Below are 13,947 nucleotides of genomic sequence, written 5' to 3'. Positions count from 1 at the left end.
CTGTCGTCGAACATGGTCGCCATGGCGTGTCCCCGTCGCTGCCCGCCGGCCCGGTCGCCGCCGCGGTCGATCCCTGATTAGGCGATCTTCGCGTCGTGCGGGTTTCGGCAGCATGACGGCGCTGTCATCGTCCTGAAGCGTTCGCTTCATCCATTCGCAACCGCGCCGTCATGGTTCCGCGCCACCGTGATCGGCGGCCGACCTTCTGGCCATGAGCGACGACAAGGTGCGTGGGCGATATGGACAAGGCACTCGACAAGCGGGTCGTCACGGCGGCCTATGACCGGTGGGCACCCGTGTACGACATGGTGTTCGGCCCGGTGTTCCGGCGCGGGCGACGCGCCGCGATCGTGGCGGCCGAACAGGTCGGCGGGCGGATATTGGAAGTGGGCGTCGGCACCGGCATATCGCTGCCCGACTATGCCGCGAGCAGCACGCTGTTCGGCGTCGACATATCGGAGGAGATGCTGGAGCGCGCGCGGACTCGCGTGGCCGAACTGGGCCTCGCCAATGTCGAGGGCATCCAAGTGATGGATGCCGAGGCGCTGGATTTCCCGGACGCCGCGTTCGACGTGGTCGTCGCGCAATATGTCGTCACCGCGGTGCCCAATCCGGAACGCGCGCTCGACGAATTCGTGCGCGTCGTGCGGCCGGGCGGGCTGATCGTGATCGCCACGCGGATCGGCGCGGAAGGCGGCCTGCGTGGCGGGATCGAGAAAGCTTTGATGCCGGTCACCAGCCGGCTCGGCTGGCGGACCGAATTCGCCTGGGAACGCTACGCCCGCTGGGCCGGCAATGCCGGGGTCGAACTGGTCGAACGCCGGCCGCTGCCGCCGCTCGGCCATTTCGCACTGATCTGTTTCCGGCGGATCGACGTGCCCGTCGCCGTCGCCGCCTGACCCCCCCTGGAGGACGCCGCACATGACCGCATTCCTGGCTTCGCTGCGCGAACAGCGGTGGGACGATCACCGATATTATCATCACAGCCTGGTCAACCAGGCGCTGCATTTCGTCAGCGCGACGACGTTCCTGTGCGCCTATGTCGTGCTGTTCGTGGATCCCGCGCTGGCCAGCCTGCTCGGCTGGCTGGTGGCGATGACGACGCGCCAGTCGGGGCATTTCTTCTTCGAACCCAAGGGGTACGACCACGTCAACGACGCCAGCCACGATCACAAGGAGAAGATCAAGCTGGGGTATAACCTGTTCCGCAAATGGGTGCTGGTTGGCATCTGGGCGGCGACGCCGATCCCGCTGCTGATCGATCCGACGCTGTTCGGGCTGTTCACGGCGCATGACGGCTTCGTCCAATTCGCGCGCCATCTGGGGCTGGTGTGGCTGGGTCTGGCGGTGGCGGGGCTGCTGTTCCGCATGGTGCAGCTGTTCGTCCAATATGACGTGCCGACCGGTGTCACCTGGGTGACGAAGATCCTGACCGACCCGTTCAGCGATTTCTGGCTGTACCGCAAGGCACCGCTGCGGCTGCTGCGCGGCGAGACGATCGATGCGCGGCTCGTGGAGGCGGCGCGGCATTGAGGCGTTGCCTTCCGCCCCTCATTCACCAAACGAACCCGGAAATCTGGTCCTGTCGGAGGAAATTCGGTTCTATCCCTTTCGCCCGAACCGCGCGGCCAGTGTTTCGCGCAAGACGCGGCGGCGGACCTGCCTTGGGCTGATGCCGGGGGCGACCCACCACCAGCCGTCCGCTTGGCACGCGCGGGCGGCCGCGACGAACCGGTCGGCGACGGCCGCGAACGCCGCGTCGTCATAGTCCAGGCTGAAGATCAGCCGGCCGGTCCCGACCCAGCTGAGCGCCAGCCCTTCGGCGCGGAGATAATATTGCAGCATCCAGTTGTAGCGCGAGGGCAGGTCGTACAGCACCGTCCACACGGTGGACATGTTGGCGACGCGTACCGGCAGCCCGGCCGCCGCGAGCCGCGCGTTGAGGTTGGCCGCGCGCGCATCCCACCGCGCGTCGATATCGTCGTACAGCGCCTGGACCGCCGGCGTTTCGATCCGGTCGAGGAACGCAGCCATCGCGCCCATGACATAAGGGTGGGCGTTGAACGTGCCGCGCGCGAAGCAGATGTCGACCGGCCGGTCGTCGCGGTACCGCTGCATCAGGTCCGCCCGGCCGCACAGCACGCCGACCGGCAGGCCGCCGCCCAGCGTCTTGCCATAGGTGACCATGTCTGGCCGGACGCCGAAATAGGCCGCGGCCCCGCCGGGGGCGAGGCGGAACCCCATGAACACCTCGTCGAAGATCAGCACGATGCCACGCGCGGTGCAGACGGCGCGCAGGCGGCGCAGCCACGCGGTATAGGCGTCGCGATCGAAGGCGGCGCGGCGGCTGTTGTCGATCAGCGTGCCGTCCGACGGGGCGGCACCGTTCGGGTGCAGTGCCTGCAACGGGTTGACCAGCACGCAGGCGATGTTGCGGCGCGTGGCCAGCACCTTCAGCGTGCGTTCCGACATTTCGGCCAGCGTGTAGGTGCCGTCTGCGGGCGTCGGGTTGCCGATCCCGGGCTGCACATCGCCCCACCAACCATGATAAGCCCCGCAGAAGCGGACCAGGTGACTGCGGCCGGTGTGATAGCGCGCGAGCCGAACGGCCTGCATCACGGCCTCCGTCCCCGACATATGGAACGACACCTCGTCCATGCCGGAAATGGCGCGCAGCCGGGCGACATTGCCCTGCATCACCGGATGATAGGCGCCCAGCACGGGGCCGAGCCCCTCCACCCGCGCGGTGCCGTCGGCGATGCAGTCGCGGTAGAAGCCGTAGCCGAACAGGTTGACGCCGTAGGAGCCGGTCAGATCGAAATAGCTGTTCCCGTCCAGATCGGTGACCTGGGTGCCCGCGGACGACGCCAGGAACGCGCCGACCGGCAGGCGTTCGCGCACGATCCGCGCGAACTGGAACGGGACGCGGTAGCGGCTGGTGAAGCGCAGGTCGGACAACCCTTCGCGCAGCGTCGCGGTTTCGGCCAGCGTGCGCGGGCAGCGGGCGCGGAACAGGTCGGACAACCGTGCGACCCCGGCGGTGCGCGCCGCGACGACCGCGTCGGGCGCATCGTCCGCGCGGAAGAAGCGATCCTCGCCATAGTCGTAGAATGGTATCTGGCCCGCGACGCGCCGCCCCATGCGGGCATGGCCGGCGAGCGAGCGGTGCTTGGCGCGCGACAGGGTCAGGCGCGGCCCACCCTTGTACAGGGCGGTGCCGACGACGGCGCCGGCACCGACGAAGCTGAGAAGGGTCATGTCCATGACCGCGACCGTTATGACCGAACCGGGAAATGTTGATGACAGTCCGCGCCGCGATCACCCGTTTCCTGATGCAGGAGAATCTGAATTTCCTGCTGACCAACCGCCTGCCGCGGCGGTTCGCGACGACCCTGATGGGGCGGATCAGCCGGATCGAACAGCCGCTGGTCGCGCGCGCGAGCATTGCGGCGTGGCGGTTCTTTTCCGACGTCGACCTGACCGACGCGGCCGAAAGCCGGTATCGCAGCCTGCATGCCGGTTTCACCCGCGCGCTAAGGCCCGGCGCGCGGGTGGCCGACCCCGACCCCGCCATCGTCGCCAGCCCGTGCGACGCGATCGTCGGGGCCTGCGGACGCATCGAGGGGGACATGCTGCTGCAGGTCAAGGGTTCGCCCTACACGCTGACCGAGTTGCTGGGCGACGCGGTGCTCGCCGCACCGTACCGCGACGGCAGCTACGTGACGCTGCGGCTGACCGCCGGGATGTACCACCGGTTTCACGCGCCGCACGACGCGGTGGTGGAGGAGATCCGCTATCTGTCGGGCGACACCTGGAACGTGAACCCGATCGCGCTGAAGCGGGTCGAGCGGCTGTTCTGCCGCAACGAGCGGGCGGTGCTGCGGCTGCGGTTGCGGCAGGGGGGGTGGCCGCTGCTGCTGGTGCCGGTCGCCGCGATCCTGGTGGCCGGGATCCGGCTGCACTGCCTGGATACGGAAAAGTTGCTGCGCGAGGGCGGGCCGCGGCGGATCCCGTGCGCCGTGTCCGTCGTCAAGGGGGCGGAGATGGGTTGGTTCGAGCATGGATCGACCATCCTGCTGTTCGCGCCGAAGGGCTTCGCGCTGTGCGCGACGGAGGGAACGCAGATTCGTGCGGGCACGGCGCTGATGCGGTTACCGGTCCGGGATGAGGGGGTTGCGGGGCGGCAGGGGGATTTCGGGTTCGGCGGTTGAGAGGGTCGTGATGCCCGTCACAACCTCTCAACCGTCATTCTGACCGACGTCAGGATCCATTATCATTACGCTTGGGGGTAACCCGCGACCGTCGTGATAATGGATCCCAGCGTCCGCTGGGATGACGGTGGCGGTGTGGGTGTTTCAGCTATGAGCCGTTCGCCTCGTAATCGGCGGTTCCACCCCGCATTCTGTGGCATGGGGCGCGCATGTCCGGGCCTTCCGTCCGAGTCCCGAAAGCCTGTTCCCGATGCGTCGTTTCCACATCCTCACCATCATCGCGTTGGTCGCGCCGTTGCCGGCGATCGCGCAGACATCCACCACGACGACCGACGAGATCGTCGTGCTGGGGTCCGGCCTGCCGTTGCCGCCGGGGACGCCGGCTTATGGATCGACCGTCATCGGGCGGGACCGGCTGACGGGCGAGGCGTCGGACCGCGTCGAGAATGTGTTGAAGGACGTAGCGGGGTTCCAGCAGTTCCGGCGGTCCGACAGCCGGTCGGCCAACCCGTCGGCGCAGGGCGTGACGTTGCGCGCGCTGGGTGGCAACGCGTCGAGCCGGGCGCTGGTGCTGCTGGACGGGGTGCCGCTGGCCGATCCGTTCTTCGGCTATGTCCCGTTCAGCGCGCTGGTGGGCGACCGGCTGTCGGGCGTGCGGATCACCCGCGGCGGCGGGGCGGGGCCGTTCGGCGCGGGTGCGGTGGCCGGCACGATCGAGCTGGTCAGCGCAACCCGGGCGGACCTGCCCGACTACTCCGCCAGCGCATTCTACGGCAGCCGCGATGCGTCGAGCGTCTCGGCGGCGATCTCGCCCGATCTGGGCGGGGGGTTCGCGACGCTGTCGGGCCGGTACGAACGGGGCGACGGGTTCTTCACGACGCCCATGGCACAGCGCGGACCGGCGACCGTGCGGGCACGCTACCGCGACTGGTCGGTCGGTCTGCGGACTGTTGCACCGATCGGGGCGGATACGGACCTGCAGTTCCGTGGCCTGGTCTATGACGACAACCGCACGTTGCGGTTTCGCGGTGCGGACAGCCGTTCGGAAGGGCAGGATGCCAGCATCCGGCTGGTCCACCGCGGCGCGTGGCAGGTCGATGCGCTCGCCTATGTCCAGGCGCGCAATTTCAGCAACCGGGTGATCAGCGCGACCAATTTCCGGCTGACGCTGGACCAGCGCAACACGCCGTCGACGGGGCTTGGTGGGAAGATCGAGCTGCGCCCGCCGGTCGGCCCCGATCATGTGCTGCGCATCGGGGTGGATGCACGGGCAGGCGAGGGGGGGTTGTCCGAGGATGCGTACAGCGCGGTCACCGGACTGGTCACCACCCGGCGCAATGCGGGCGGTCGGACCAGCACGGCCGGGTTGTTCGTGGAGGATGACTGGACGATCGGCCGGATCGTCCTGACCGGCGGGGTGGGGGCCGATCGCTGGACGATCGACGACGGGTTCTTCCGGGAAAGGTCGGCGGCCGGGGCGGTGGTCAGCGACCAGCGGTTCGCGAACCGCGACGGTGTGGCCGCGACGGGCCGGGCGGGGGCGGTGCTGCGCGCCACCGACGCCGTGGCGCTGCGCGTCGCGGGCTATACCGGGTTCCGGGTGCCCACGCTGAACGAGCTGTACCGGCCGTTCGTGGTGTTCCCGGTCACGACGCAGGCGAACGCGGCGTTGGGGCTGGAGAAGCTGCGCGGGGTGGAAGGGGGCGTGGACCTGACCCCGGCGCGGAACGTGCGGATCGGCGTGACGGCGTTCTACAACCGGCTGAACGATGCGATCGCCAACGTGACGATCGGCACCAACCTGCGCCAGCGGCGCAACGTGGACGCGGTGATCGCCAAAGGTGTCGAGGTCACTCTTGCGGCCGGGCTCGGCGAGGTCACGATCGATGCGTCCTACGCCTATAGCGACGCGCAGGTCCGGGGATCGGGCCAGTCCGCCGCGCTGGACGGGTTCGCGCCGTCGCAGAGCCCGCGCCATGCCGGCAGCGCGACAATCGCCTGGACGCCGGCGGTCAACTGGTCGCTGTCCGGCACCGCGCGTTATGTCGGGCGGCAGTTCGAGGACGACCTGGAAACCGACGCGTTGCCGGACGCATTCACGTTCGATGCGGTCGCGCGGGTCGGCATCACGCGGCGGGTGGCGATCGTGGCGCGGGCGGAAAATCTGTTCGACGCGGCGGTGGTGACGCGCAACCAGGCGGGGTCGATCGACCTCGGAACGCCGCGGACCTTGTGGATCGGTATTCGGCTGAACTGAGGTAGGCCTCGCCTTTCACGAGATACAGCATCTGACCGCGCGACTGTCATCCTGACGAAAGTCAGGATCCATTATCACTCCGGCTGTGGCTGGCCCCGGACGAAGTGATAATGGATCCCGGATCAAGTCCGGGATGACGACGGTGATGGTCGGGCCTGTTTAAAACCGGGTCTGATATCCGTCGGCGCGGTCGTCGGCGCCCCAGGGCGGCGGATCGAAGGTCCCGCGCAGGAAGGTGATGAAGGCGGTGACCGCCGGGGGCACGGCGGGCGACCGGGGGTGGACCGCGTAGATGCCGAGATCGGTCGGCCCCGCCCAGTCGGGCAGGACGCGGACCAGCGCGCCGCAAGCGATCGCGTCGCCCACGTCCCATAGCGACCGCAGCGCGATGCCGATGCCGGCGACCGCCAGTTCGCGCACGATCTCGCTGCTGTTCGTGCGAACATGGCTGTTCCCGTCGACCGCCCGGCGCAGGCGGCCGTTGACGAGCCGCCAGGGGAGTTGCCCGGTGGCGGCCAGCAGCCGGTGGTTCGCCAGCGCGGCGATGTCGGCGGGCGCGCCGTGCCGGGCGAGATAGGCGGGCGCGGCGCAGAGCACGCGGCGGCTGTCCGCAAGCCGGTGTGCGGTCAGGCCGGCGGGAATGTCGGCGGTGATCCGGACCGCGAGATCGATCCGCGCGGACAGCAGGTCGACATTGGCGTCCGACAGGTCGAGATCGAGTTCGACGCGCGGATGATCGCCCAGGAAGGTGGCGAGATAGGGCGCGATATGCAGCCGGCCGAACGAAGTTGGCGCGGAAACGCGCAGCGGCCCGACCGGTTCGTCGCGCACGCCGTTCAGCCGGTTCTCTGCCGCGCGGATCGCCGCCAGGATCGCCAGCACGTCGCCGTGGAACCGCGCACCGGCATCGGTCAGCGCCAGCCGGCGCGTGGTCCGGTGGACGAGCCGGACGCCCAGCCGCGCCTCCAGCCGGGCAAGCCGCTTGGAGACCATCGCGGGCGACATCGACAGCGTGCGCCCGGCGGCGGACAGGCTGCCGGCCTCCACGATCCGGGCGAACAGGTCATAGTCCGGGTCCACCGCATCTGTTCCTGTCGGGAAAAGCTGTTTCGATCTTTCGCCCGCTACCGGCATGACCGGCGGGGGTCTATAACGGAGACTGACCGCGCGGACAGCCGCAGCGGAGCAGAGAGAGGTGCCGCATGACCGAGACCTATCAGGACCGCGCCGGATTACGGGTCGCGACCATCCTGGCGGACTTTGTCGAGACGCGCGTCCTGCCGGGGACGGGCATTGCGGCGGAGCCGTTCTGGCAGGGTGTGGCCGATCTCCATGCGCGGTTCGCGCCTGAGAATGCCGCGCTGCTGGCGGTGCGTGACGCGATGCAGGCGCGGATCGACGCGTGGCACGACGCCCGCGCCGGCCAGCCGATCGACCAGTCGGAGTATCAGCTTTTCCTGCGGGAGATCGGTTATCTGGTGCCGGAACCCGCGCCGTTCGCGGTGGCGCCGACCGGCGTCGACGAGGAGGTGGCGGTGCTGGCCGGGCCGCAGCTGGTGGTGCCGATCCTGAACGCGCGCTTCCTGCTGAACGCCGCGAATGCGCGCTGGGGCAGCCTGTACGACGCGCTGTACGGTACGGACGCGATACCGGGCACGGCGACGGGCAAGGATTATGACGCCGTCCGCGGCGCGCAGGTGATCGCCTGGGCCAAGGCGTTTCTCGATACCGCCGTGCCGCTGGCCGATGGCACATGGGCGGACTGGACGGGCGGCGAACCGGCGCTGGCCGATCCGGCGCAGCTCGTCGGGCGGGCGGCCGATACGCTGCTGCTACGCAACAACGGGCTGCATATCGAACTGGTGATCGACCGCGATCATCCGATCGGCCGGACCGATCCGGCCGGTCTGGCGGACGTGGTGCTGGAGTCGGCGCTGTCGACCATTGCGGATCTCGAGGATTCGATCGCGGCGGTCGATGCCGCGGACAAGGTCGCCGCCTATGGCAACTGGCTGGGCCTGATGCAGGGGACGCTGGAGGCGGTGTTCGAAAAGGGCGGGCGGACGATGACCCGGCGGCTGGCCCCCGACCGGCATTATGTCGCGGTGGACGGATCGGACCTCGCGCTGCCGGGGCGCAGCCTGATGTTCGTGCGCAATGTCGGCCACCTGATGACGACGCCGGCCATATTGCTGCCGGACGGGGCGCAGGCACCGGAAGGAATATTGGATGTGATCATGACCAGCCTGATCGGGCTGCACGACCTGGGCCGCGCGGGGGCCGTTGATGACAGGATGGGCCGCAACAGCCGGGCCGGGTCGATCTACATCGTGAAGCCCAAGATGCACGGACCGCACGAGGCGGCGTTCACGAACCGGCTGTTCGACGCGGTGGAGGACCTGATCGGCCTCACCCGCCACACGATCAAGGTCGGCGTGATGGACGAGGAACGGCGGACGTCGGCCAATCTGGCGGCCTGCATCGCGGCGGTGAAGGACCGTATCATGTTCATCAACACCGGGTTCCTGGACCGGACCGGAGACGAGCTGCACACGTCGATGCGGGCCGGGCCGATGCTGCGCAAGGGTGACATGAAGGCGAGCGACTGGATCGTCGCCTATGAGGACCGCAACGTCCAGATCGGGCTGGCGTGCGGCATGGCGGGCCGGGCGCAGATCGGGAAGGGCATGTGGGCAGCGCCGGACCGGATGGCGGACATGCTGGACCAGAAGATCGGCCATCCGCGGACCGGCGCGAACACCGCCTGGGTGCCGTCGCCGACCGCCGCCACGCTGCACGCGACGCATTATCACGCGGTCGACGTGGTCGCGCGGCAGGCGGAACGGGCGGCCGAACCGGTCGCGTCGCTCGACCGGCTGCTGACCGTGCCGCTGGCGCGCGGGCAGAACTGGAGCGCGCAGGAGGTGCGCGACGAACTGGACAATAATGCGCAGGGTATCCTGGGCTATGTCGTGCGCTGGGTGGATCAGGGGGTCGGCTGTTCCAAGGTGCCCGATATCCACGATGTCGGGCTGATGGAGGACCGCGCCACGTTGCGGATCAGTTCGCAGCACATGGCAAACTGGCTGCTGCACGGCGTGGCGACCGTGGCGGAGGCGGAGGCGGCGCTGACCCGCATGGCGGCCAAGGTCGATGCGCAGAACAGGGACGATCCGCTCTACCGGCCGATGGCGGGGGCGGAGGACAGCCTGGCGTTCGCGGCGGCGCGCGCGCTGGTGTTCGAAGGGGTGGGCCAGCCCAGCGGCTATACCGAACCGCTGCTCCACGCCTATCGCGCGCGGGCCAAGGCGGGGCAGGCGGGGGCGGGCGGCTGATGGCGGTCTATGCGATCGGCGGGGTAGGCCCCACGCTGGGCGAGGGCGTGTGGATCGCGCCATCGGCCGACGTGATCGGCGATGCGTGGCTGGGCGACGATGTGGGCATCTGGTTCGGCGCGGTGGTGCGGGCCGACAACGGCCCGATCCTGATCGGGGCGGGAACGAACATCCAGGAAGGGGCGATGCTCCATTCCGATCCTGGTGCGCCACTGACGATCGGGCGGGGCGTCACCGTTGGGCATCATGCCATCCTGCATGGCTGCGCGGTGGGCGACAACGTGCTGATCGGCATGGGGGCAACCGTGCTGAACGGCGCGGTGATCGGCGAGGATTGCCTGGTCGGTGCGGGCGCGCTGGTGACCGAGGGCAAGGTTTTTTCGACTGGGCAGTTGATCCTGGGCAGCCCGGCGCGCGCCGTCCGCCCGCTGTCCCCCGACGCAATCGCGGGATTGCGTGCGTCGGCCGTCGCCTATGTGGCACGGGCGCGCGACTATGCGGCCGGGCTGGTGCGGATCGACTAGGGCGAGAGGAATTTCGGCGATTAACACCAGATCCGTCCATGCCGAGCGCAGTCGAGGCACCTGTCCTCGAGCGCAGCCGAGGGGCGCTGTTGCTCGTCTCGGCTGCGCTCGACGGGTCCCTCGACTTCGCTCGGGATGGGCGGATCAAGCTGGATCCATCGCGGACTGAGCGGGCGTCAGGGGGCGGTGGTCGCGCTGTCGTAGAAGGCGTCGAGGTCGCGCTTGAACAGCGGCATTACCGCGGGTTTGACATAGACCATGTGCCCGGCCTCGTAGTAGCGGAAGGTCAGGTTGCCGCGCAGCGACCGGTCGAGCTGCATATGGCCGAGATCATATTCCGCGCCGAAGAACGGCGTCGCCATGTCGTAATAGCCGTTGAGCGACAGGACCTTCAGATAGGGATTCTGCCGCATCGCGGCCGACAGGTCGAGCGCGGTATTGGCAAGCGCCATCGCCGCGCCGCCGCCGCGTCCGCCGGGGGCGGCGTGGCCCTGGTTCCAGTTGGCGCCACCCAGTTCGGCGTAGAAGTTCGGACGGTAGCTGAGCGGGGTGCGGTAGCCGAGCGTCCCGAACAGATAGCTGTTGAGCGCACCGACATAGGGGCCGCTGATCGCCGCGTCGGTCGCGTCATATTCGGGATCCTCACCGACCGGATCGGCATCGATGCCCAGGAAACGCGAATCGAGCCGGCCGACGGTGCGGCGCCGGTCGCGCATCAGTTCCTTGCGGAACCGGGACAGCGTGACGCGCAGATCGGACCGGATCAGATAGTCCGTCGACAGGCCGGTATAGGCGGACAGTTGCCGTGCCACCGCATCGCGTTCCGCATCGGGCAGGGCATCGCCCTTGGCCAGCGCGTTGGCATAGGGGCCGATCGCCCATTGCCGCACCTCGCTCAGGAAGGGTTCGAGCGTCGCCGGGCGGTTCGGCAGCCGGTCATGATACCAGGCGGTAGCGGCGTATGTGGGCAGGTAGGTCAGGTGGATCTGGTCGTAGCCCGGCTGGCGCACGCCATAATTCAGGATGGACGACAGCAGCACGACGCCGTTCATCTGGACCCCCCGCTGTTGCAGCGCATAGGCGAGGCCCGCGGCGCGCAGCGTGCCGTAGCTTTCGCCGAACAGGAATTTCGGGCTGTCCCAGCGGTTGGCGATGGTCAGGTAACGGATGATGCCGCGCGCGAAGGCGTCGATATCCTTGTCGACGCTGGCGAAGTCCTTCACCTTCGCCCTGCCGATCGGCCGCGACAGGCCGGTGCCGATCGCGTCGAGGAACACGATGTCGGTCTTGTCGAGCATCGAGAAGCGGTTCGGCACGATGCGGTAGGGGGCGGGCGCGGTGGTGGTGGTGTCCGCGATCTGCACCTGCACCGGGCCGATCGACCCCATGTGCAGCCACATGCTGGACGATCCCGGCCCGCCGTTGAACGTGAAGGTGACCGGGCGCGGCCGCGCGCCCTTCGCCCGATCCGCGACATAGGCGACGTAGAACATCGACGCGATCGGTTCGCCTTCCTCGTTACGGATCGTCAGCGTGCCGGGGGTGGCGGTGTAGGCGATGCTGCGCCCCGCGACGGTGACGGCACCGCGTTTCGGCTGCGCATCCTCGACCGCCGAGGCGGCGGCGACGTCAGGGTCCTTGTCGGCCGGCGCATCACGGCCGGGGGGCGGCGCGTCCGGGCGGGGTTGCGCCGGAAGCGGGCCGCCGATCAGCGCGGCGAGCGACAGCGTGGCGAGGAACTTGGCGGACATGCGGCCTCCGATATTCTAAGGGGGAAAGGGCGTCAGGAGGTCGGAACGTCGAGCGTATTCCGTCCGCCGCCCGCAATCCACGCATCGATCTTCTGTTCGAGCAACGGCAGCGGGACCGACCCCAGGTTCAGGATGAGGTCGTGAAACCAGCGCTGGTCGAAGCGCGCGCCGAGCGTCTTTTCGGCGTCCGCGCGCTTTCGCCGGATCGTCATTTCGCCCAGCTTGTACGCCAGCGCCTGACCCGGCCAGCTGATGTAGCGATCGACCTCCGTCTCGATCTCATGCTGCGACAGGGCGGTATGGTCGGAGAGGTAGGCGATCGCCCGCGCGCGGGTCCAGCCCTCGTGATGGAGGCCGGTGTCGATCACCAGCCGGCAGGCGCGCCACATCTCGTACGACAGCCGGCCGAAATCCTCATAGGGCGTGCGGTAGATGCCCATCACCGTGCCCAGCCATTCGGTGTAGAGGCCCCAGCCTTCGCCATAACCGGAGAAATAGGTAGAGCGGCGGAAGGCGGGGCGGTCCGGCCCCTCCAGCGCGATGGCGGCCTGGAGGCTGTGGCCGGGATTGCATTCGTGCAGGGTCAGCGCGGGGATCTGGTACAGCGGCCGCGACGGCAGGTCGTACGTATTCATCATGCAGCTTTCCAGCCCGCCGCGACCGCCGGTGTAATAGGGGGCGATCGCATCCGGCACCGGGCGGATGGTGAAGCGGTAGCGCGGCAGGAAACCGATCGTGTGTTTGAGTTCGCCGTCGACCCGCTTCACGACATAGGCCGACACGCCCATCAGTTCGTCCGGCGTGCGCGCATAGAATTGCGGGTCGGTGCGGAGGAACGCCTGGAACTGTGCGAAGCTGCCCTTGAAGCCGCTACGCGCCATCGTCGCGCGCATGTCGGCGTCGATCCGCGCGACTTCCTTCACGCCGATCGCGTGGATCTGGTCGGCGGTCAGGTTCAGCGTGGTATATTCGCGGATCTGGCTTTCATACCATGCCTTGCCGTGCGGCATCGCTTCCGCCGCCAGCGTCGTGCGCGCGCCGGGCAGATATTCGGTGCGGTAGAAGGCGAGCAGTCGGGCATAGGCGGGGGCGACCGACCGCGCGATGACGCCGCGTGCCTCCGCCCGCATCGAATCCTGCTCGGCGGGGGTCATGGTGGCGGGCAGCGTGGCGAAGGGGGCGTAGAACGGATTCGCCGCGACGTCGGTCGTGACAAAAGGCGTGATCGACGTGTCCCGCCCGGTCAGCGTCACGCGCGGCACTGTGAAGCCGCGTTTCAGGCCGGCGCGCATGTTGACGATCTGTTCGTCGAAGAAGCGCGGCAGATCCCGCATCCGGGCGATATAGCGGCGGTAGCCCGCCGCATCCCGATAGCCGGCGCGTGGTGACAGGCCGGACCAGAAATTGCTGTCCGAATTGAACGGCATTTCCCAGTCGCGGAACGTGGCGTTCGCGACGAACGCCGTCAGGCTAGTGCGGAAGACGGCGGCGTTGACCTGTTCCTCCGCCCCCAGCCGGTCGACCGGGATGCGGTCGAGCGCGGCGAGCGTCTGACGCCAATAAGCGAGCCGCGCCAGCTGGCTGGCCGCATCGACGCGCGGGAAATGATCGGCGTCCGCCCCTTCCTCGTCCCGTTCGGGCCGGGCGAATTCCCGCTGCCGCCACTGCCATTCCGCTTCGTAGAGCGCGCGTAACTGCCGATCGGCGTCGGACGCGGCGGGTGGCGTCGCGGGTGTCGGTACCGGTGCCGGCGCGGGCTGAGCCGCCACCGGCGCGGCGATGGAGGACAGCAACAGCACGAGCAGGGTCTTGGGCATCGGAAACTCCGGCGGCTGTCTGAACGGGATGTCACCAGCGTATCGTCGCCGC

10 protein-coding genes are annotated in these 13,947 nt (G+C 68.7%); 6 read left to right on the top strand and 4 right to left on the bottom strand.

What is annotated here, in order from left to right:
• Nucleotides 1-239: 239 nt before the first annotated feature.
• On the top strand, nt 240-899 hold the full coding sequence (locus BKY59_RS01815) for a class I SAM-dependent methyltransferase (protein WP_076068384.1): 660 nt from the start codon (nt 240-242) through the stop codon (nt 897-899).
• A gap of 22 nt (nt 900-921) precedes the next feature.
• A complete protein-coding gene (locus BKY59_RS01810; protein WP_076068383.1) occupies nt 922-1,533 on the top strand; it encodes a hypothetical protein in 612 nt (203 codons plus the stop codon).
• Nucleotides 1,534-1,602: 69 nt separating this feature from the next.
• Here BKY59_RS01810 and BKY59_RS01805 read toward each other — a convergent pair whose 3' ends face one another.
• On the bottom strand, nt 1,603-3,264 hold the full coding sequence (locus BKY59_RS01805) for an aminotransferase class III-fold pyridoxal phosphate-dependent enzyme (RefSeq protein WP_083671822.1): 1,662 nt from the start codon (nt 3,262-3,264) through the stop codon (nt 1,603-1,605).
• Nucleotides 3,265-3,299: 35 nt separating this feature from the next.
• On the opposite strand from BKY59_RS01805, the gene asd reads away from it, so the two are divergent.
• Nucleotides 3,300-4,211, top strand: coding sequence for an archaetidylserine decarboxylase (gene asd / locus BKY59_RS01800; protein ID WP_076068435.1), 912 nt, complete (start codon nt 3,300-3,302; stop codon nt 4,209-4,211).
• A 250-nt stretch (nt 4,212-4,461) separates the two neighbouring features.
• Nucleotides 4,462-6,468, top strand: a complete 2,007-nt coding sequence (locus tag BKY59_RS01795; RefSeq protein WP_076068434.1) for a TonB-dependent receptor plug domain-containing protein — start codon at nt 4,462-4,464, stop codon at nt 6,466-6,468.
• A 159-nt stretch (nt 6,469-6,627) separates the two neighbouring features.
• Here the strand turns inward: BKY59_RS01795 and BKY59_RS01790 are convergent, their stop codons facing one another.
• Nucleotides 6,628-7,548: a LysR family transcriptional regulator gene (locus tag BKY59_RS01790; protein ID WP_240499917.1), complete on the bottom strand. Its 921-nt coding sequence runs from the start codon at nt 7,546-7,548 to the stop codon at nt 6,628-6,630.
• A 122-nt stretch (nt 7,549-7,670) separates the two neighbouring features.
• On the opposite strand from BKY59_RS01790, the gene BKY59_RS01785 reads away from it, so the two are divergent.
• Complete coding sequence (locus tag BKY59_RS01785; RefSeq protein WP_076068381.1) at nt 7,671-9,803, top strand: malate synthase G; 2,133 nt, start codon at nt 7,671-7,673, stop codon at nt 9,801-9,803.
• On the top strand, nt 9,803-10,327 hold the full coding sequence (locus tag BKY59_RS01780; RefSeq protein ID WP_076068380.1) for a gamma carbonic anhydrase family protein: 525 nt from the start codon (nt 9,803-9,805) through the stop codon (nt 10,325-10,327). Before BKY59_RS01785 ends, BKY59_RS01780 begins: the two co-directional genes overlap by 1 nt.
• Before the next feature lie 176 nt (nt 10,328-10,503).
• Here BKY59_RS01780 and BKY59_RS01775 read toward each other — a convergent pair whose 3' ends face one another.
• Both BKY59_RS01775 and BKY59_RS01770 read right to left on the bottom strand, forming a co-directional pair.
• The gene (locus BKY59_RS01775; RefSeq protein WP_083671821.1) at nt 10,504-12,078 is read right to left on the bottom strand and encodes a S10 family peptidase; all 1,575 of its coding nucleotides are present in this window, start codon (nt 12,076-12,078) and stop codon (nt 10,504-10,506) included.
• A gap of 32 nt (nt 12,079-12,110) precedes the next feature.
• Complete coding sequence (locus tag BKY59_RS01770) at nt 12,111-13,895, bottom strand: DUF885 domain-containing protein (RefSeq protein ID WP_076068379.1); 1,785 nt, start codon at nt 13,893-13,895, stop codon at nt 12,111-12,113.
• Nucleotides 13,896-13,947 lie beyond the last annotated feature (52 nt).

The organism is Sphingomonas montana, assembly GCF_001956315.1.
GTDB lineage: Bacteria > Pseudomonadota > Alphaproteobacteria > Sphingomonadales > Sphingomonadaceae > Sphingomonas_R > Sphingomonas_R montana.
This window is presented reverse-complemented; position numbering and strand designations above follow the sequence as displayed.

Bases quoted from the DNA above. Each gene is read 5' to 3' on its own strand.
- BKY59_RS01815 (WP_076068384.1), top strand. From the start codon at position 240: ATGGACAAGGCACTCGACAAGCGGGTCGTCACGGCGGCCTATGACCGG.
- BKY59_RS01810 (WP_076068383.1), top strand. From the start codon at position 922: ATGACCGCATTCCTGGCTTCGCTGCGCGAACAGCGGTGGGACGATCAC.
- BKY59_RS01805 (WP_083671822.1), bottom strand. From the start codon at position 3,264: ATGGACATGACCCTTCTCAGCTTCGTCGGTGCCGGCGCCGTCGTCGGC.
- asd (WP_076068435.1), top strand. From the start codon at position 3,300: ATGACAGTCCGCGCCGCGATCACCCGTTTCCTGATGCAGGAGAATCTG.
- BKY59_RS01795 (WP_076068434.1), top strand. From the start codon at position 4,462: ATGCGTCGTTTCCACATCCTCACCATCATCGCGTTGGTCGCGCCGTTG.
- BKY59_RS01785 (WP_076068381.1), top strand. From the start codon at position 7,671: ATGACCGAGACCTATCAGGACCGCGCCGGATTACGGGTCGCGACCATC.
- BKY59_RS01780 (WP_076068380.1), top strand. From the start codon at position 9,803: ATGGCGGTCTATGCGATCGGCGGGGTAGGCCCCACGCTGGGCGAGGGC.
- BKY59_RS01775 (WP_083671821.1), bottom strand. From the start codon at position 12,078: ATGTCCGCCAAGTTCCTCGCCACGCTGTCGCTCGCCGCGCTGATCGGC.
- BKY59_RS01770 (WP_076068379.1), bottom strand. From the start codon at position 13,895: ATGCCCAAGACCCTGCTCGTGCTGTTGCTGTCCTCCATCGCCGCGCCG.